The 17,330-nt window shown below is 66.5% G+C and carries 18 protein-coding genes; 9 read left to right on the forward strand and 9 right to left on the reverse strand.

The features are described from left to right. Positions 1-100: 100 nt before the first annotated feature. From paaG to Q5701_RS05145, 4 genes are all read left to right on the forward strand, one after another. Complete coding sequence (paaG, locus tag Q5701_RS05130; RefSeq protein WP_306754123.1) at positions 101-895, forward strand: 2-(1,2-epoxy-1,2-dihydrophenyl)acetyl-CoA isomerase PaaG; 795 nt, start codon at positions 101-103, stop codon at positions 893-895. A gap of 14 nt (positions 896-909) precedes the next feature. Next, the gene (gene paaI / locus Q5701_RS05135) at positions 910-1,335 is read left to right on the forward strand and encodes a hydroxyphenylacetyl-CoA thioesterase PaaI (RefSeq protein ID WP_306755342.1); all 426 of its coding nucleotides are present in this window, start codon (positions 910-912) and stop codon (positions 1,333-1,335) included. A 23-nt stretch (positions 1,336-1,358) separates the two neighbouring features. Further along, complete coding sequence (gene paaK / locus Q5701_RS05140; RefSeq protein WP_306754124.1) at positions 1,359-2,669, forward strand: phenylacetate--CoA ligase PaaK; 1,311 nt, start codon at positions 1,359-1,361, stop codon at positions 2,667-2,669. An 81-nt stretch (positions 2,670-2,750) separates the two neighbouring features. Continuing rightward, complete coding sequence (locus Q5701_RS05145) at positions 2,751-3,350, forward strand: TetR/AcrR family transcriptional regulator (RefSeq protein WP_306754125.1); 600 nt, start codon at positions 2,751-2,753, stop codon at positions 3,348-3,350. Positions 3,351-3,456: 106 nt separating this feature from the next. Here the strand turns inward: Q5701_RS05145 and paaZ are convergent, their stop codons facing one another. From paaZ to Q5701_RS05190, 9 genes are all read right to left on the reverse strand, one after another. Beyond that, a complete protein-coding gene (paaZ, locus tag Q5701_RS05150) occupies positions 3,457-5,532 on the reverse strand; it encodes a phenylacetic acid degradation bifunctional protein PaaZ (protein WP_306754127.1) in 2,076 nt (691 codons plus the stop codon). A gap of 35 nt (positions 5,533-5,567) precedes the next feature. Continuing rightward, positions 5,568-6,320 (reverse strand): Phenylacetic acid catabolic protein, encoded by a 753-nt coding sequence (locus Q5701_RS05155; RefSeq protein ID WP_306754129.1) that lies wholly within the window; start codon positions 6,318-6,320, stop codon positions 5,568-5,570. A gap of 7 nt (positions 6,321-6,327) precedes the next feature. Further along, positions 6,328-7,401, reverse strand: a complete 1,074-nt coding sequence (paaE, locus tag Q5701_RS05160; protein WP_306754130.1) for a 1,2-phenylacetyl-CoA epoxidase subunit PaaE — start codon at positions 7,399-7,401, stop codon at positions 6,328-6,330. A 38-nt stretch (positions 7,402-7,439) separates the two neighbouring features. After that, on the reverse strand, positions 7,440-7,961 hold the full coding sequence (gene paaD, locus Q5701_RS05165) for a 1,2-phenylacetyl-CoA epoxidase subunit PaaD (RefSeq protein ID WP_306754132.1): 522 nt from the start codon (positions 7,959-7,961) through the stop codon (positions 7,440-7,442). 4 nt (positions 7,962-7,965) lie between these two features. Then, a complete protein-coding gene (paaC, locus tag Q5701_RS05170; protein ID WP_306754133.1) occupies positions 7,966-8,817 on the reverse strand; it encodes a 1,2-phenylacetyl-CoA epoxidase subunit PaaC in 852 nt (283 codons plus the stop codon). Beyond that, on the reverse strand, positions 8,817-9,101 hold the full coding sequence (gene paaB / locus Q5701_RS05175) for a 1,2-phenylacetyl-CoA epoxidase subunit PaaB (protein ID WP_306754134.1): 285 nt from the start codon (positions 9,099-9,101) through the stop codon (positions 8,817-8,819). The genes paaC and paaB overlap by 1 nt, the downstream gene beginning before the upstream one ends. Before the next feature lie 61 nt (positions 9,102-9,162). Continuing rightward, complete coding sequence (paaA, locus tag Q5701_RS05180; RefSeq protein ID WP_306754135.1) at positions 9,163-10,161, reverse strand: 1,2-phenylacetyl-CoA epoxidase subunit PaaA; 999 nt, start codon at positions 10,159-10,161, stop codon at positions 9,163-9,165. A 14-nt stretch (positions 10,162-10,175) separates the two neighbouring features. Further along, complete coding sequence (pcaF, locus tag Q5701_RS05185) at positions 10,176-11,381, reverse strand: 3-oxoadipyl-CoA thiolase (protein WP_306754137.1); 1,206 nt, start codon at positions 11,379-11,381, stop codon at positions 10,176-10,178. 121 nt (positions 11,382-11,502) lie between these two features. Beyond that, entirely contained in the window at positions 11,503-12,336 is an 834-nt protein-coding gene (locus tag Q5701_RS05190) for a PaaX family transcriptional regulator C-terminal domain-containing protein (RefSeq protein ID WP_306754139.1), read from the reverse strand. A 149-nt stretch (positions 12,337-12,485) separates the two neighbouring features. Between Q5701_RS05190 and Q5701_RS05195 the strand changes: the two genes are divergently transcribed. The 5 genes from Q5701_RS05195 to Q5701_RS05215 all read left to right on the forward strand — a co-directional run bounded on the left by Q5701_RS05195 (position 12,486) and on the right by Q5701_RS05215 (position 17,309). Then, positions 12,486-13,487, forward strand: a complete 1,002-nt coding sequence (locus tag Q5701_RS05195; protein ID WP_306754141.1) for a bile acid:sodium symporter family protein — start codon at positions 12,486-12,488, stop codon at positions 13,485-13,487. Next, positions 13,484-14,392 (forward strand): asparaginase domain-containing protein, encoded by a 909-nt coding sequence (locus tag Q5701_RS05200; protein WP_306754142.1) that lies wholly within the window; start codon positions 13,484-13,486, stop codon positions 14,390-14,392. Before Q5701_RS05195 ends, Q5701_RS05200 begins: the two co-directional genes overlap by 4 nt. 81 nt (positions 14,393-14,473) lie before the next feature. Then, positions 14,474-15,061, forward strand: a complete 588-nt coding sequence (locus tag Q5701_RS05205; protein WP_306755343.1) for an ANTAR domain-containing response regulator — start codon at positions 14,474-14,476, stop codon at positions 15,059-15,061. Further along, positions 15,058-16,227 carry an ABC transporter substrate-binding protein gene (locus tag Q5701_RS05210; protein WP_306754143.1) on the forward strand — a complete coding sequence of 390 codons (1,170 nt, stop codon included), beginning with the start codon at positions 15,058-15,060 and terminating at the stop codon, positions 16,225-16,227. The genes Q5701_RS05205 and Q5701_RS05210 overlap by 4 nt, the downstream gene beginning before the upstream one ends. 236 nt (positions 16,228-16,463) lie before the next feature. Next, positions 16,464-17,309, forward strand: coding sequence for a formate/nitrite transporter family protein (locus tag Q5701_RS05215; RefSeq protein WP_306754145.1), 846 nt, complete (start codon positions 16,464-16,466; stop codon positions 17,307-17,309). Positions 17,310-17,330: the final 21 nt, after the last annotated feature.

Raw genomic sequence — 17,330 nt, forward strand, 5'->3', positions numbered from 1 at the left:
CGGTTCCTCCTCCGGCTTGCGAATATCATTGACCGGCCGGTCGGTTTATGCAACATATTTCTGCGAGGAGGCCGAGAAATCGGCGCGAAGGGAGAAGACCATGACCGCATCCCCCACGGTGCTGTCGGCGCTTGCCGATGGCGTGCTGACGCTGACGTTGAACCGTCCCGACAAGCTGAATTCCTTCAACGAGGAAATGCACTTGGCGCTGCGCGAAGGCATCCAGCGGGCGCACGACGATTCGGCCGTTCGGGCGGTGCTGCTGACCGGGGCGGGGCGCGGATTTTGCGCGGGCCAGGATCTGGGCGACCGCGATCCCCGCAAGGGCGGTCCTGCGCCGGATCTGGGGAAAACGCTGGACACCTTCTACAACCCGACGCTGCGGCTGATCCGGTCTCTGGAAAAGCCGGCCGTCTGCGCGGTCAACGGCGTGGCGGCAGGGGCGGGGGCCAACATCGCCTTCGCCTGCGACATCGTTCTGGCGGCGAAATCGGTGAAGTTCATCCAGGCCTTCGCTAAGATCGGCCTGATCCCCGATGCGGGCGGCACCTGGTCGCTGGCCCGCATCCTGGGTGAACCGCGCGCCAAGGCGCTTGCCCTGACGGCCGAACCGCTGATGGCCGAAAAGGCCGCCGACTGGGGGCTGATCTGGAAAGCGGTCGAGGATGCCGACCTGATGGCCGAGGCGGAAACGTTGGCCCGGTCACTCGCCGCAGGCCCGACCCTGGGCCTGGGCCTGACCAAACGGCTGATCCAGGACGCGGCGACCAACAGCCTCGACCAGCAGCTTGACGCCGAACGCGACTGCCAGCAGCAGGCGGGCCGCAGTGCGGACTATGCCGAGGGCGTCACTGCCTTCCTGGAAAAGCGCTCCGCGCGGTTCACCGGCAAATGAAGCCCATCAGCGACATGACCCCGCAGGAGATCGCCGAAGCCTCGGCCCAGGCCATGTGGAACGACGACTCGGCCAGCCAGCGGCTTGGCATGACCCTGGACCACATCGCGCCGGGACAGGCCACGTTGTCCATGACGGTCACGGACGCCATGTCGAACGGGCATGGGAACTGCCACGGCGGCTATATCTTCACGCTGGCGGACAGTGCCTTTGCCTTTGCCTGCAACAGCTACAACCAGATGGTCGTGGCGCAGCATTGCTCGATCACCTACCTGATCCCGGGCCGCATCGGCGATCGGCTGACCGCCACCGCCACGGAAACGTCGCGCCGGGGCCGGTCAGGCATCTACGACATCCGCATCACCAACCAGGACGGCGACCACGTGGCCGAGTTCCGCGGCCATTCGCGCACCGTCAAGGGCACCCATCTGCCCGCCTGACCGCACCGAGAGGGAGGAGACCCATGGAAGACCTGACCCCGAACCCCAAGGATCTCGACCCGATCGAGACCGCGTCGCGCGACGAGATCGAGGCGCTGCAGTTCCACCGCATGAAGCGGTCGCTGAAGCACGCGTTTGAAAACTCGCCCTTCTACCGCAACCAGTTCATCAAGGCCGATGTCCACCCCGAGGATCTGAAGACCCTGAAGGACATCGCCAGGTTTCCCTTTACCACCAAGCAGGATCTGCGCGACTGCTATCCCTTCGGCATGTTCGCCGTGCCGCAGTCCAAGCTGGTGCGCATCCACGGATCGTCGGGCACCACCGGCAAGCCGACCGTGGTGGGCTATACCCAGGCCGATATCGACCACTGGGCGAACCTGATCGCCCGGTCGATCCGCGCGGCCGGAGGGCGGCCCGGCGACATGCTGCACAACGCCTATGGCTATGGCCTGTTCACCGGCGGGCTTGGCGCGCATTACGGGGCCGAGCGTCTGGGTTGCACGGTCGTTCCCATGTCGGGCGGCATGACCGAACGGCAGGTGACGCTGATCAACGACTTCAAGCCGCGCATCATCATGGTGACGCCCAGCTATATGCTGTCGATCCTGGACGAATTCCGCCGCCAGGGCTTGGACCCGCGCGAATCGTCGTTGCAGGTCGGCATCTTCGGCGCCGAGCCCTGGACGAACGCCATGCGCCAGGAAATCGAGGACGCCTTCGATATGCACGCCGTCGACATCTATGGCCTGTCCGAGGTGATGGGGCCGGGTGTCGCAATGGAATGCGTCGAAACCAAGGACGGGCTGCATATCTGGGAAGACCACTTCTATCCGGAAATCGTCGACCCCGTGACCGGCGAGGTTCTGCCCGATGGCGAGATGGGCGAACTGGTCTTCACCACGCTGACCAAGGAAGGTCTGCCGATGGTGCGTTACCGCACCCGCGACCTGACGCGGCTTCTGCCCGGCACCGCGCGGTCCATGCGCCGGATCGAGAAGATTACGGGCCGGTCCGACGACATGATCATCCTGCGCGGAGTCAACGTCTTCCCGACTCAGATCGAGGAGCAGATCCTGAAATGCCCAGGCCTCGCGCCGCATTTCCAGATCGAGCTGACCCGGTCGGGCCGCATGGACACGATGACCGTCCATGTGGAATGCGCCGGCGATCACGCCGCAGCCGATGCCCGCGCGGCAGCGGCCAGGGAACTGTCGCATCACATCAAGTCGGTGGTGGGCGTCTCGACCCGGATCGAGGTGCGCGATCCCGGCGGCATCGCCCGGTCGGAAGGCAAGGCCAAGCGGGTGATCGACAACCGCCCGAAAGAGTGACAACCGCGCCGGGGGTGATGGTGACTTTGCCGCGACCCCCGGTTAAAGCGGCGGATGATTGTCCAGCAGGAAAGTGACCCCATGGCTCGGACGCGGGCACAGGATTTCGAGGAAAAGAGCCGCAGCATCCTGGATCATGCGGCGCTTGTCTTTGCCGAACAGGGCATGGACAAGGCGTCGATGTCCCAGATCGCCCAGCAGGCCCAGGTCAGCAAGGCGCTGCTGTATCATTACTATCCGTCCAAGGATGCACTGATCTTTGCGATCATCATCACGCATCTGGAAGAACTAGACGAGGCGATCCAGGCCGCCGACGACCCCGCCTTGCCGCCGCATCAGCGTCTGCGAAGCCTGGTTGGCGCGGTTCTCGACGGCTATCGCGGGGCCGACAACCAGCACAAGGTGCAGTTGAACGGCACCGCCGCCCTGACCGACGACCAGAAGGCGCAGATCATGGAGGTCGAGCGGGGGATCGTGAAGCGGTTCTCGGCGGTGCTGGACCAGATCAACCCCGGCCTCAACACCCGCGAACGCCCGCTGCTGATGCCTGTCACCATGTCGCTGTTTGGCATGATGAACTGGGTCTATATGTGGTTCAAGGACGGCGGCCGTATCAGCCGCGAGGATTATGCGGATGTCGCGACCACGCTGATCCTGGAGGGGATCAAGGCGGTGCGTTAACCCGTAGGGTGCGTGCTTGCACGCACCCCGTGGTGGATGATGGCGCAAGCAAGCACCCTGTCGGGGCCACGTCTCCTGCGCCTCACCGGCAAGCCGCAGGCAACCATCACGCCATGGGTGTTGCGACGGGCGGCCATTGTTTCGCCACCATCGTCAGCACGTCATATTGCGCAACCACGGCGCCGTTCTGGTTCGTGACCTGACAGTCCCAGCGGACCTCTCCGTGGCCGGCGTTTTCGCGCGGGTTGATCTCCTTGCAGGTCAGGCGGACCTGCAACGTGTCGCCGAAATAGACGGGGGTCAGGAAGCGCAGGTTGTCCACGCCATAGTTTGCCAGCACCGGGCCGGGATTTGGTTCAACGAACAGCCCCGCCGCAAAGGACGCGATCAGATAGCCATGGGCCACACGGTCGTCGAAGAAGGGGTTGGCTTTGGCAGCATCGCTGTCCATGTGGGCATAGAAGGTGTCGCCGGTGAATTCCGCGAAATGCTCGACATCCTCCAGCGTGACCTGCCGCGCCGCCGTGACCAGCTGGTCGCCGATGCGCAGTTCGGCCAGCGACTTGCGGAAGGGGTGGTCGCCCGCCTGGGTATCCGCGCCCTCGATCCAGCGGCCCGTGACGGCCGACAGCAGGCGGGGCGTTCCTTGGACCGCAGTGCGCTGCATGAAGTGCTTGACGCCGCGGATGCCGCCCATTTCCTCGCCCCCGCCGGCGCGGCCGGGCCCGCCATGGACCAGCGGCGCCAGCGGTGATCCGTGCCCGGTGGACGACTTGGCCGAGGCGCGGTTGCCGATCAGCACCCGCCCATGGAAGGGGGCCACGCCCAGCACGACGCGTTCGGCCACGTCCTTGTCGTCGGTGAAGACCGAGGACACCAGCGACCCCCGCCCGCGCGCGGCCAAAGCCACCGCCTCGTCGATGTTGTCATAGCCCATGACGGTGGAAACCGGCCCGAAAGCCTCGCAATCATGCACCGCGTCGGCCTCGAACGGGTTGGCGGCATGAAGCAGGACCGGGTTCAGGAAGGCGCCTTTCTCGGCATCGCCCGATCCGACGCGCACGTTATCGGGGTTGCCCGCCACGATTTCCGCCACCGCCTGCAATTCGCGGATCCGTGCCTGGACCTCGTCCCGCTGGCCCAGGCTGGCAAGCGGACCCATGCGCGTGCCCTCGTCCCCCGGCATCCCCAGGGCGGTCTTGTCCAGACGGTCGCGCAGGGCGGAGATCAGGGCGTCCACCTGTCCGCGCGGGGCGATGACGCGGCGGATGGCGGTGCATTTCTGGCCCGCCTTGCTGGTCATCTCGCGCGCGACTTCCTTCACGAACAGGTCGAACTCGGGCGTGCCCGCCACCGCGTCGGGGCCGAGGATGGTGGCGTTCAGGCTGTCGGCCTCCATCGTGAAGCGGACGGAATGATTGACTATCGCCGGGTGCGTCTTCAGCTTGCGCCCGGTATGGGCCGACCCGGTGAAGGTCACGGCGTCCTGTTCGGTGACATGGTCCAGCAGGTCGCCCACCGATCCGCACACCAGTTGCAGCGCGCCTTCGGGCAGGATGCCCGTGTCGATGATGCGGCGCACCACCAGTTCGGTCAGATAGGCGGTCTGGCTGGCGGGCTTCACCAGGCAGGGCACGCCCGCCAGCAGGGTGGGCGCGATCTTTTCCAGCATCCCCCAGACGGGGAAGTTGAAGGCGTTGATGTGGATCGCCACGCCATGCAGCGGCGACAGGATATGCTGGGCGCTGAAGCTGTTGTCCTTGGACAGCACCTCCACCTCGCCATCGGTCAGCACGCGGGTGTTCGGCAGTTCGCGCCGTCCCTTCGAGGCAAAGGTCAGCATGGTGCCGATGCCGCCCTCGATATCGACCCAGCCATCGGCGCGGGTCGCGCCGGTATGCAGGCTTTCGGTGTAGAAGTCTTCCTTCTGCGCCATCAGCGCCAGGCCAAGCGCCTTCAGCATTCCTGCGCGTTCGTGGAAGGTCATCGCCCGCAGCTTCGGTCCCGCCTTGGCGCGGCCATGGTCAAGCGCCGCCCGGAAATCCAGGCCAGTGGAATCGATGGTCGCCACCGGATCGCCGGTGGCCGCGTCCAGAAGGGTCTGCCCTTCCTTCGCGCCGGGCACCCATTCCCCGCAAAGATAGCTTTCCAGGCGGCGCGGCGCGCGAAGCGTGATGGTCATGGCTTGTCCTTCTAGTTCGTCCAAGGCCGCCGGGGTCAAAGACCCAAGGCCGCCAGATGTTCGTTCGTCAGCTGCTCCCACTGGGCCAGCAGCGTTTCATTCGGGGTGTGGCGGATACCGAACCGCGCCTGCGTGTCATACCGGGCCGAGTTCGCCACGCCGAAGCCCGCCGCGACGCGGGGGCGCCAATAGGCAAGGCTCGCCTGTGCCTCGGCCCGGCCGGCGTCGGTTTCCACGATGCGCGTCAGCCCCTCCAGCCCCAGTTCGGCGTGGCGGGCCTCTCGCGGGGCGATCTCGCGGAAGACCTCGGCTAGGGGGGCATAGGAGATGCGGGTCAGTTCCTGCATCTGCACGCCGGTCGCCAGCCCCTGCAGCACGTTCATCACCACCGCATCGGTCCAGCCATTGATCGGATAATGGAACACCGACAGGCGCATATCGCCTTCGCGGCGCGTCGTGCCCAGGTCGGTGTCGCGGTCAATGCGGGCGGCCCAGTCGTGCTGGGTCTGATACCGGCGGGTATCGGTGCCGAAATCGCCCATCACCGCCAGCACGCGTTCGGCATGGTCGGCCTTTTCCAGCGTGATCCGGCTGGCGCTGATGCGTTCCTTGATACCGGGCGCGAAGTTGATGGAGGACGCGAAGCCTGCGGATGCCGCCAGTTCGCTGTCCACAAAGGACGACATCAACCGCAGCAACTCGCCCCGATAACGGGCGGGCACGTTGCCGGGAACGGTCAGGACGCCGCCCTGGGCCAGATAGTCCTCGATGTTCATCGTGTCGTTCATGGCGCCCTCATTCGTCATAGGTGACGACCACGCGGTCGGTCAGCGGATAGGACTGGCAGGACAGGACATAGCCCGCGCGCACCTCATAATCTTCCAAGGCGTGGTTCACGGCCATCTCGACCTCGCCTTCCACGACCTTGCAGCGGCAGGTCGAACAGACGCCCGCCTTGCAGGAATAGGGCGCGTCAAGATTGTTGGCGATGGCGGCGTCCAGGATCGTCTGCCCTTCGCGCGGCATGGCAAAGCTGCGGGTGGCGCCGTCCAGCGTCACGGTGGCCTGCGTTCCCTCGCCCGCCTCGGTGGTCTTGGACACGGGGCGGGCCTTGGCGCGGCCCGGCTGGCTGGAGGCGAACAGCTCGAACCGGATCTGGTCGTCGCGCAACCCGTGGTCGCGCAGCGACTGCGCCACGGTCAGCATCATCGGTTCCGGCCCGCAGATGAAGGCGGCGTCCACCGATTTCGGGTCGATCCAGCGATCGAACAGCGCGGTCATCTTGGCGGCGTCGATGCGGCCGGTGAACAGGTCGATCTCCTGCGCCTCGCTCTCCAGCACATGCAGGACCGAGAAGCGGCCCAGGTAAAGGTTCTTCAGATCCTCCAGTTCCTCGCGGAACATGATGCTGCTGATCTGGCGGTTGGCATAGACCAGCGTAAAGCGCGACTTCGGTTCGCGGCGCAGAACCGTCTTGACGATGGACAGGACCGGCGTGATTCCGGATCCGGCGGCGAAACCGACGTAATGGCGCGCGGCATCCGGGTCGAGCGGCATCGAGAACTTGCCCATCGGCGGCATCGCCTCGATCTCGTCGCCCGGTGCCAGGTTCTCGTTGACCCAGGTGGAAAAGGCACCGCCATCGACGCGCTTGATGCCGACCTGAAGGCAGCCGTCATCCACGCCCGCGCAGATGGAATAGGACCGGCGCAGTTCCTCGCCGTCGAAGCTGCGGCGGAAGGTCAGGTATTGGCCTTGGGTGAAATCGAACAGGGCGCGATCCTCGTCGCGCGGGGCCAGCGTCAGCACGACCGCATCGCGGGTTTCGCGGCGCACATCGGTGACCTTCAGGGGCAGAAAGCGTGCCATCGGGGTGTCTTTCCTCGGACTTGAAGAGGGGCGTGCAGTCAGATGCACTTGAAATAGTCGAAGGGTTCCAGGCAGTCGGTGCAGCGATAGCTGGCCTTGCAGGGGGTCGAGCCGAACTGGCTGACCTTTTCCGTCTTGGTCGATCCGCAGCGCGGGCACTGGATGGTCAGGTTGTTGCCCATCAGGCGCGACACCCGCCCCGCCAGCACACCGTCTGCCGCCGTGCCATCGACCGGGGGCGCGATGCCATAGGCGCGCAGCTTCTCGCGCCCCTCGGCGGTGATCCAGTCGGTCGTCCAGGCGGGGGCAAGCTGGCGTTTCAGTTCCAGCTTCTGGATCCCGTGGGCGCGGAGCGCGGTCTCGATGTCCAGGTTGATGATGCCGGTCGCGGGGCAGCCGGAGTAGGTGGGCGTGACCGTGACCACCAGCGTGTCGCCCTGCCACTGCACGTCGCGGATGATGCCCAGGTCGGTCAGGCTGATGACGGGGATTTCCGGGTCCGGCACCTGCGACAGCCATTCCCAGATCTGGTCGGTGTGGGGCAGCGTCGTGGTTGCCATGGCGTCACCACTTGGCGCCGGGATAGGCGCGCTGCAGGAACTGCATCTCGGCCAGGATATAGCCCAGGTGTTCCGTGTGGATGCCCTTCTTGCCCCCCTTGTGCTGCCAGGCGCCGGTGGGCGCGGCCAGCGTCGCCTCGTCCAGGACCGCCGCAACGGTCTTGTCCCAAGCCGCTTGCAGCGATGAGGGCAGGGGCGCGATCCCGGCATCGGCCATGGCCTGATCCACGGCATCGTCCACGAACATCTCGCCCGTATAGCCCCACAACCGGGTCAGCGCGGCCTGCATTCGGGCGCGGCTTTCATCCGTGCCGTCGCCCAGGCGGATCACCAGATCGGCCGAGCGTTCCAGGTGATAGGCCACTTCCTTTTCGGCCTTGGCCGCGATGTCTGCCACGCGGCTGTCGCTTGAGGTCTTCAGTGCCCGCAGCAGTTCGATATGGAAGGCGTCGAACAGGAACTGGCGCATCAGCGTCACGCCGAAATCGCCGTTCGGCAGTTCCACCAGCAGCAGGTTGCGGAAGGCGCCTGCGTCGCGCAAGTAGGCCAGCGCGTCGGCGTCGCGTCCCCGGCCCTCGACTTCCGCCGCAAGACCCAGCCACAACTGGCACTGGCCGATCAGGTCAAGCGCCTGGTTGGCAAGGGCGATGTCTTCCTCCAATGCCGGGGCATGGCCGCACCATTCCGACACGCGGTGGCCCAGGATCAGGCAGTTGTCGCCCAGCCGTTGCAGCCATTCGCTGAACTGTTCCTGCCCCGCATCGGGGGCGGGCACGGTGACATGGCCGCTTTCGGCCAGGGCCTGACCCGCAAGCGCGGTCAGGTTCGGGGTGGTCATGTCGGGAAGGGACGGCATCACATATGCCCTATTTCATCGGGAATGTCGAAGAAGGTCGGATGGCGATACACCTTGCTGTTCGACGGATCGTAAAGCGGCCCCTTTTCCGAAGGCGAGGACGCGGTGATGTCGTTCGAGCGCACCACCCAGATCGACACGCCCTCGTTGCGGCGGGTATAAACGTCGCGGGCATTGCGGATCGCCATTTCCGCGTCAGGCGCGTGCAGGCTGCCGACGTGGCGGTGATTGAGGCCGTGCTGGCCCCGGATGAAGATTTCCCAAAGCGGCCATTCGCTGGACATGATGCTTCCTCCCGAAGCTGCGGGGATGTTGCTGGGGCAGGGCGCGGGATACGCGCCCGGCTTATTCGGCGGCGTGGCGGGCGGCGCGGGCGCGTTCACTGGCCTTGGCGGCGTGCGCCATCAGCCCGTCGCGGAACCACGCGCCGTCTTCCCAGGCCTTGACGCGGGCGCCCAGGCGTTCGGCGTTGCAGGGGCCGTTCCCGGCGATGACGGCGAAGAATTCCGACCAGTCGGGTTCGCTGAAATCATAGCCGCCCTTTTCCTCGTTCCATTTCAGGTCCGGGTCGGGAACGGTCAGGCCCAGATATTCGGCCTGCGGCACGGTCTGGTCCACGAACTTCTGGCGCAATTCGTCATTGGTGTTCATCTTGATCTTCCACGCCATCGACTGCGCGGAATGGACGGAATCCTTGTCAGACGGCCCGAACATCATCAGCGAGGGATACCAGAAACGGTTCAGCGCATCCTGCGCCATCGCCTTTTGTTCCGGGGTGCCGGCGCACATCTTCATCATGATGTCGTAGCCCTGCCGCTGGTGGAACGACTCTTCCTTGCAGATGCGGATCATCGCGCGGGAATAGGGACCGTATGACGTGCGCTGCAGCGGCACCTGGTTCATGATGGCGGCGCCGTCGACCAGCCAGCCGACAGCGCCCATGTCGGCCCAGGTCAGGGTCGGATAGTTGAAGATCGACGAATACTTCATGTTGCCGCTGTGCAGCTTTTCCAGCAGCTCGTCACGCGACACGCCCAGGGTTTCGGCGGCGCAATACAGGTACAGCCCGTGGCCCGCCTCGTCCTGGACCTTGGCGAGCAGGATCGCCTTGCGTTCCAGGGTGGGCGCGCGGGTGATCCAGTTGCCTTCGGGAAGCTGGCCCACGATCTCGCTGTGCGCGTGCTGCCCGATCTGTCGGATCAGCGTCTTGCGATAGCCTTCGGGCATCCATTCCTTGGGCTCGATCTTCTCGTTGCGGTCGATGCGGTCCTGGAAGGCGATCTCCTCGGGCGTCATGTCCTCGCGGGATTTCGACCCTTCGGATTTGACCAGCTGTGCATACATGGCAGTCTCTCCCTTCAGACGCGTTCGATGATGATGGCGATGCCCTGGCCGACGCCCACGCACATGGTGCAAAGCGCGTATTTCCCGCCGCTGCGGATCAGCTGGTACATCGCGGTGGTCACAAGACGGGCGCCGGACATACCAAGCGGATGGCCGATGGCGATCGCCCCGCCATTCGGGTTCACGCGCGGATCGTCGTCGGAAAGTCCCAGGTCACGAAGCACGGCCAATCCCTGCGCGGCAAAGGCTTCGTTCAATTCTATCACATCCATCTGGTCCAGCGACAGGCCCGCGCGCGCCAGAACCTTGCGCACTGCAGGCACCGGGCCGATGCCCATGATTCGGGGTTCGACACCCGCCGCCGCCATGGCGATGATGCGCGCCTTGGGCGTCAGGCCCTGGGCGCGGGCCGCTTCCTCGGACAGGATCGCAAGGGCTGCCGCGCCGTCGTTCACGCCGGACGCGTTGCCCGCCGTCACCGTCAGGTCTGGGCCGTTCACGCCGCGCAGCTTGGCCAAGGTTTCGACGGTGGTGCCGGGGCGGGGGTGTTCGTCGGTGTCAAAGGTGACGTGGTCGCCCTTCTTCTGCGGCACATGAACCGGCACGATTTCTTCTGCGAACAGGCCCGCTGCCTGGGCTGCGGCCCAGCGGTCCTGCGACCGGGCCGCAAAGGCGTCCTGGTCGGCGCGGCTGATGCCATAGTCAGCGGCCACGTTGTCGGCAGTTTCCGGCATGGAATCCGTGCCATGGGCCTTGCGCAGCGCGTGGTTCGGGAAGCGCCAGCCGATGGTCGTGTCATAAACGGTGTTGTGGCGCGAGAACGCGGTTTCCGCCTTGGGCATCACGAAGGGCGCGCGGGTCATGGACTCGACGCCGCCCGCCACCATGAAGTCGCAATCGCCCGCCCGGATCGCCCGCGCCGCCATGCCGATGGCGTCCATCCCCGAACCGCAGAGCCGGTTGACCGTGGTGCCCGGCACGCCAATGGGCATTCCCGACAAAAGCACGGCCATGCGGGCGACGTTGCGGTTATCCTCGCCCGCCTGGTTGGCGCAGCCCAGGATCACGTCGTCCACGGTGGACCAGTCCACATCCGGGTTGCGCGACATCAGCGCCTGCAAGGGCAGGGCGGCCAGATCGTCGGCGCGGATCGTGGCAAGCGCGCCGCCGTAACGGCCGACTGGCGTGCGGATCGCGTCGCAGATGAAGGCTTCGGACATACGGACCCCCGGTGATTTCCAGATGAGGCCGATGATTCTCCCAATTCATCGACCGAATGGTCAGCTTATAGCAGGCGACACATTACATCGCCAACAGAAATGTGCATTCGGGTGTAATGTTTCAAGCCAAGGCGTGAAGGCGCGCCTGCGTCCGGGGGGTGGTTTCCGCCAGCGGCCCATCCTCGCCCACCATCACGCGGGCGATATGCGCCTCGGCCAGCGGCGACAGGGCGGGATACAGGCTGCGGAACAAGGCCTGCGCCTCGGTTCCCGGCCAGTCGGGGGGCAGGGCTTCCGGGGGCAGGCCGGGATCGCGCAACAAGACCCCGCGATACAGATGCACCAGCAGCAGCCGGGCGATCAGCGCGTCTTCGGGCGACAGGACCGGGCCATCCGCAAGCGGTCGGAAACGCGCCAGCACCATGCGATAGCCCTGGGCAAGCGCCGCCAGATCCCAGAACCCCGCCAGTTGCGGCAAGCGATCCAGCCCCGCCACGGGGGCCGCGCGCAGTACCAGACCGCCGGGCGGCGGCAGATCCCCGCGCGCCGGGCAGAGCCACAGGTCGCCGCCCATGCGCGCCATGCGATGGCGGCGGGCCAGATCCTCGGGCATGGCGGGATGCAGCATCACCAGCCAGTCGCCCGAAGGCTGGGGCCGCGCATAAAGCAGCCGCGCGGCGTCCGCAAATTCCGCACGGGCGGCAGGGGCCAGGCGGTAAAAGCTGCGCCGGCCGGAACGCTCGCCTTCCAGCCGCCCTGCCGCCACCAGGCGGGACACGGCGGTGCGCACCAGGTTTTCGCTGATGCCGATGCGGGCGCAGGTTTCGATCAGGCTGCCGATCCACAACACTTCGCCGCGCGGCACCACCACGTCGCCATAGACGGTGACGATAAAGGAACCGGCGGTGATCGGCAGATCGGCACTCAGGCGGGGGATCAGGTCGGTCTGGCTCATCGGACGATCCGGCGGTGGTTTCCCTGGCCCTAGGGGCAGGGCCGCCCGATGTCAAACGAGGCCGGTCGGACAAGGGCCATCCCGGCCTTGTTGGATCGCATCGCGCAGACTTATACAAGCGCGTGAAACAGACAGACCAAGGAAACCCCATGTCCCTGCGCAGGACCGAGGCCGTGCTGGCCCGCTTCGGTTTCGACCGATACATGCTGCTGCTGGTGCTGACCGTGGCGCTGGCGACGGTCCTGCCCGCGCACGGTGCAGTGGCCACCGTGCTGTCGCACGTGACTTATTGGGTCATTGCGCTGCTGTTCTTTCTGTATGGCGCGAAACTGACCACGGCGACCATTGTCGCGGGACTGGCGAACTGGCGGCTGCAACTGTCGGTGCTGGCGCTGACATTCGTGCTGTTCCCGGTCCTGGCCCTGGCGCTGAAGCCCTTGTCGCTGATCTGGCTGCCCACGGCCATCGGGGTGGGGTTCCTGTATATCGGCTGCATGCCCTCGACCGTGCAAAGCTCGATCGCCTTCACCTCCGTATCGGAAGGCAACGTGGCGGGGGCGGTCTGCGCGGCCTCGATCTCGAACCTGATCGGGGTGGTCCTGTCGCCCCTGCTGTTCGCGGCCTTGATCCCGCAGGGGACGGGCTACGGGATCGATCCGTCCGCGATCTGGAAGATCGTCCAGCAGATCCTGTTGCCCTTTGCCCTAGGCCAGGTGTGCCGCCCGCTGCTGGCGGGCTGGCTTGCCCGTTACCGCAAGGCCACGACGGTCGTGGATCGCGGGTCGATCCTGCTGATCGTCTATGCGGCCTTTTCGGCGGGCGTGGTCAACGGCATCTGGCAGGTGATCTCGGCCCCGTCGTTGATGGTGCTGGTGGCGCTGTGCGGGATCCTGCTGGCGGCGGTGATGGGGGCGGCGGTGGGGATGGCCCGCGCGACGGGAATGGATCATGCGGATCTGATGGCACTGCTGTATTGCGGATCGACGAAAAGCCTGGCGACGGGGCTGCCGATGGCGGGGATCCTGTTCGCGGGTCAGGACATATCCCTGATCATCCTGCCCTTGATGCTGTTCCACCTGCTGCAACTGGGCGTTTGCGCGATCATCTCGCAGCGCATGGCGGGGCGGCTGGACCCGAGGGCCGCCGAATGACCCCCGCGCCCCTTGTCGCCGTCATCGCCACGGGCGGGACCATCGCCAGCCAGCAAAACGCGGACGGATCCAGCACGCCTAGCCTGAACGGGCAGGCGCTGCTGTCCCGCCTGGGCGATCTGCCCCCGGTCAGGCTGAAACCCGTCGATCTGTTCGCGCGCGATTCCTCAACCCTGACGCTGGCGGATATGCAAGCCGCAAGCGATGCGGTGGGCGCGGAGCTGGCGCGCGGGGCGGCAGGCGTGGTCGTGCTGCACGGCACCGACGCGATGGAGGAAACCGCCCTGCTGCTGGCCTTGCAGCATCCCGGCGCGCCCGTGGTGCTGACCGGGGCGCAGTTTACCGACGATCATCCGCAGGCCGACGGCCCTGCCAACATGGCCGCGGCGATCCGTGCCGTTCTGGACGGCGGGGGCGTGCGGCTGGCCTTTGGCGGACGGCTGCTGCCCGCCTGGGGGCTGGTGAAATGCGCGACCGACAGCGCCGATGCGTTTCGGCTGGCCTCCGATGCGGAGGCGCCAGATGTGAGGCTGACCGCGCCGGTGGCCGGGGTCCGCGTGGATGTGGTGGCGATCCATCCCGGTGCGGATGCCACCCATATCGACGCAAGCCTGGCTGCCGGCGCGCAGGGGATCGTGCTGGCGGCGCTTGGGTCGGGGAATGCCACGCCCGCGATTGCAGGCGGGGTGGCGCGCTGCACGGCGGCGGGGGTGCCGGTCGTCGTCTCCAGCCGGGTGCCGGGGGGGCGTCTTGCCGCCAGCTATGGCGGTGGTGGCGGCGGGCATGATCTGGTCCGCGCAGGGGCGGTTCTGTCCGCCGTGCTGCGCCCTGGTCAGGCGCGGGTGCTGCTGGCCGCGCTGATCGCCGCCGGGCAGGTGGACCGGGCACGGGCATTTTTCGGCTAGGCTGCCTGTTTGGCAGGCACAGGGCAGCCCCAGCCCATGCCCGGCATTGCGCCCGCCGCCATGCCCGTGCAAGCAGAACCCATGTCGAAACGCCTTCTCATTGTTGTCGTCGAACCCGATGCAGACCGCGCGCAGCCCATTGCAGAAGGGCTGCGGGACGCGGGCGACCACGACATCCGCATCATTGCCGAACAATCGGGGCTGGCCCGCCAGGTGGCCGAACTGCGCCCCGACGTGGTTCTGATCGACATCGCCAACCCGTCCCGCGACGTGCTGGAGGAACTGGCCCTGGCATCGGGTCCGTCGGAACGCCCGGTGGCGATGTTCGTCGACCGGTCCGATGAAGGCCTGACCCGCGCCGCGATCGAGGCCGGGATTTCCGCCTATGTCGTGGACGGGCTGCGGCCCGAACGGCTGAAGCCGATCCTGGACGCGGCCATCGCGCGGTTCCACATCTTCCAGCAGATGCGCGCGGAGCTGGCCGCCACCCGCGCCGCATTAGAGGAACGCAAGATCATCGACCGCGCCAAGGCCTTGCTGATGAAGGCCCGCGGCATCGACGAGGAGGCGGCCTATGCCCTGCTGCGCAAGACCGCGATGGACAGTGGCAAGCGCCTAGCCGACATCGCGCAGCAACTGGTCATGGCGGCGGGGCTTTTGGGCCGATGATCACGCTGCGCCTGGGCTATGTTCCCCTGATCGACGCGGCCCCCCTGATCATCGCGCATGAACTGGGCTTCGCGGCCGAGGAAGGCCTGGTCTTCGACCTGGCCCGCCTGGGGGCTTGGGCGCAGGCGCGCGATATGCTGGGCGCGGGGCTGATCGACGCGGCGCAGATGCTGGTGCCGATGCCGGTCGCGCAGGCGCTTGGCCTGGGGCCGATCCTGCCTGCCATCGATCTGGTGATGTTCCTGTCCCATGGCGGACAGGCGGTGGCAGTCAACCGCGCCCTGGAACACCGCCTGCGCGACGCGGGACATGATTTCGCCTTCGGCAATGCCCGCGCGGCCGGAATGGCGCTGCGCAGGGCGGTGCCGGGGCGATTGCGCGTGGGGGTGCCGTTTCCGTTTTCGACCCAATCGGAACTGGTGCGGCATTGGCTGGCAGCCTGCGGATTCGCCCCCGCCGACATGGATCTGGTCACCGTGCCGCCGCCGATGATGGCCGATGCGGTGGCGCGGGGCGATGTGGATGCCTTTTGCGTGGGCGAGCCTTGGGCCAGCGTCGCCGTCGATCGGGGGCAGGCCGCGCTGCTGCTGCCCGGCACCGCGATCTGGGCCGCGCCGCCCGAAAAGGGACTGGTGCTGCTGCGTTCCTTTGCCGAAACCCGGCCGGGGGAAACCGGAGGGCTGATGCGGGCCGTGTGGCGCGCGGGACGCTGGCTAGACGATCCCGACCACCGGGGTACGGCGGCGGAAATCCTGTCGCGCCCGGCCTATCTGGATCTGCCGCCGGAACTGGCCGAACGGGGACTGACCGGGCGGCTGACGATTTCAGGCCGGGGCGAGATGCGCGACGTGCCCGGTTTTGTCGTCTTCAACGCGGGCGGCGCCAGCTTTCCCTGGAAAAGCCTTGCCGCGCTGTTCGCCAGCTGTATCGCCCCGCGGCACGGGCTGGACCCGCAAGCCGCAATGGCCCGCGCCATGTCCCATTTCCGCACGGATCTGTATCGCCGGCACCTGCGCCCGGCAGGCGCGCCGCTGCCCGGCGCGTCCCAGCGGGTCGAGGGTGCCTTGGCCCAGGATCGGTCCGTGGCGGCCGAGCGGGGCGGGATGATTCTGCGGGCCGACGCGTTCTTTGACGGCTTTTCCTTTGATCCGGCATCCGCGAACTGACCAAAAGCCGGGCAATCCGCGCAATCTTTCCGCGCGGGCGGCGTCCTGCGCGCCGGTCCGACGCATGACGGCTTGGCAGCACGGCGCCGGTTTGCGATCCTGCATTCATGGCCCGGCGCAATGGCGCGCCAGCGGCCCGCGCGCAACGATGCGGCATTCCCCGAAAGCGTGACCGGCCCCGGCCATGCGCTTTTCCAAAGCCACAGACACAGCCGCATCGCCCGAAAGGCATTCCCATGTCCTATGTCACCCCCGCAGATTTCGCCCGCAAGATGATCGACGCCGGAGAGGCGAAGGTCTTCATGTCAACCAAGGACACCCTGATCCGCGCCTATATGGCGGGCGCGATCCTGGCGCTTGCGGCGGCCTTTGCCGTAACCGTCACGGTCAACACCGGCGATCCCCTGATCGGCGCGCTGCTGTTCCCCGTGGGGTTCTGCATGCTGTATCTGCTGGGCTTCGACCTGCTGACCGGGGTCTTTACCCTGGTTCCGCTGGCGCTGATCGACAGGCGCCGGGGCGTCACGCTGCGCGGGATGTTCCGCAACTGGGGCCTGGTCTTCGCGGGCAACTTTGCGGGTGCCTTTACCGTCGCGATCTTCATGGCGATCATTGTCACCTTCGGCTGGTCCGAGGCCCCGAACGCGGTCGGCGAAAAGATCGGCCATATCGGCGAGGGCAGGACGGTCGGATACGCCGCCCATGGCGCGGCCGGGATGCTGACGCTGTTCGTGCGCGCGGTGATGTGCAACTGGATGGTGTCCACCGGCGTCGTGGCCGCGATGATGTCCACAAGCGTGTCGGGCAAGATCATGGCGATGTGGATGCCGATCCTGGTCTTCTTCTACATGGGGTTCGAACATTCCATCGTGAACATGTTCCTGTTCCCGGCGGGCCTGTTGCTGGGCGGCAACTTCACCGTCATGGACTATATGATCTGGAACGAGATCCCCACGGTGATCGGCAACCTGGTTGGCGGCCTGACATTCGTCGGCGCGATGATCTATGCCACCCACCACAAGACCTCGCCCGAACTGGACCGCGAAGACGCGGCCGTCCCCATGGCCGTTCCGGCGGAATGAACGGCCCCTTGCCGCACCTGC

It is taken from the genome of Paracoccus actinidiae (assembly GCF_030863885.1).
GTDB classification, from domain to species: domain Bacteria; phylum Pseudomonadota; class Alphaproteobacteria; order Rhodobacterales; family Rhodobacteraceae; genus Paracoccus; species Paracoccus everestensis.

What these genes read in the sequence shown, in the direction of transcription:
- paaG (WP_306754123.1), top strand. Translation starts at nt 101, where the DNA reads ATGACCGCATCCCCCACGGTGCTGTCGGCGCTTGCCGATGGCGTGCTG.
- paaI (WP_306755342.1), top strand. Translation starts at nt 910, where the DNA reads ATGACCCCGCAGGAGATCGCCGAAGCCTCGGCCCAGGCCATGTGGAAC.
- paaK (WP_306754124.1), top strand. Translation starts at nt 1,359, where the DNA reads ATGGAAGACCTGACCCCGAACCCCAAGGATCTCGACCCGATCGAGACC.
- Q5701_RS05145 (WP_306754125.1), top strand. Translation starts at nt 2,751, where the DNA reads ATGGCTCGGACGCGGGCACAGGATTTCGAGGAAAAGAGCCGCAGCATC.
- paaZ (WP_306754127.1), bottom strand. Translation starts at nt 5,532, where the DNA reads ATGACCATCACGCTTCGCGCGCCGCGCCGCCTGGAAAGCTATCTTTGC.
- Q5701_RS05155 (WP_306754129.1), bottom strand. Translation starts at nt 6,320, where the DNA reads ATGAACGACACGATGAACATCGAGGACTATCTGGCCCAGGGCGGCGTC.
- paaE (WP_306754130.1), bottom strand. Translation starts at nt 7,401, where the DNA reads ATGGCACGCTTTCTGCCCCTGAAGGTCACCGATGTGCGCCGCGAAACC.
- paaD (WP_306754132.1), bottom strand. Translation starts at nt 7,961, where the DNA reads ATGGCAACCACGACGCTGCCCCACACCGACCAGATCTGGGAATGGCTG.
- paaC (WP_306754133.1), bottom strand. Translation starts at nt 8,817, where the DNA reads ATGCCGTCCCTTCCCGACATGACCACCCCGAACCTGACCGCGCTTGCG.
- paaB (WP_306754134.1), bottom strand. Translation starts at nt 9,101, where the DNA reads ATGTCCAGCGAATGGCCGCTTTGGGAAATCTTCATCCGGGGCCAGCAC.
- paaA (WP_306754135.1), bottom strand. Translation starts at nt 10,161, where the DNA reads ATGTATGCACAGCTGGTCAAATCCGAAGGGTCGAAATCCCGCGAGGAC.
- pcaF (WP_306754137.1), bottom strand. Translation starts at nt 11,381, where the DNA reads ATGTCCGAAGCCTTCATCTGCGACGCGATCCGCACGCCAGTCGGCCGT.
- Q5701_RS05190 (WP_306754139.1), bottom strand. Translation starts at nt 12,336, where the DNA reads ATGAGCCAGACCGACCTGATCCCCCGCCTGAGTGCCGATCTGCCGATC.
- Q5701_RS05195 (WP_306754141.1), top strand. Translation starts at nt 12,486, where the DNA reads ATGTCCCTGCGCAGGACCGAGGCCGTGCTGGCCCGCTTCGGTTTCGAC.
- Q5701_RS05200 (WP_306754142.1), top strand. Translation starts at nt 13,484, where the DNA reads ATGACCCCCGCGCCCCTTGTCGCCGTCATCGCCACGGGCGGGACCATC.
- Q5701_RS05205 (WP_306755343.1), top strand. Translation starts at nt 14,474, where the DNA reads ATGTCGAAACGCCTTCTCATTGTTGTCGTCGAACCCGATGCAGACCGC.
- Q5701_RS05210 (WP_306754143.1), top strand. Translation starts at nt 15,058, where the DNA reads ATGATCACGCTGCGCCTGGGCTATGTTCCCCTGATCGACGCGGCCCCC.
- Q5701_RS05215 (WP_306754145.1), top strand. Translation starts at nt 16,464, where the DNA reads ATGTCCTATGTCACCCCCGCAGATTTCGCCCGCAAGATGATCGACGCC.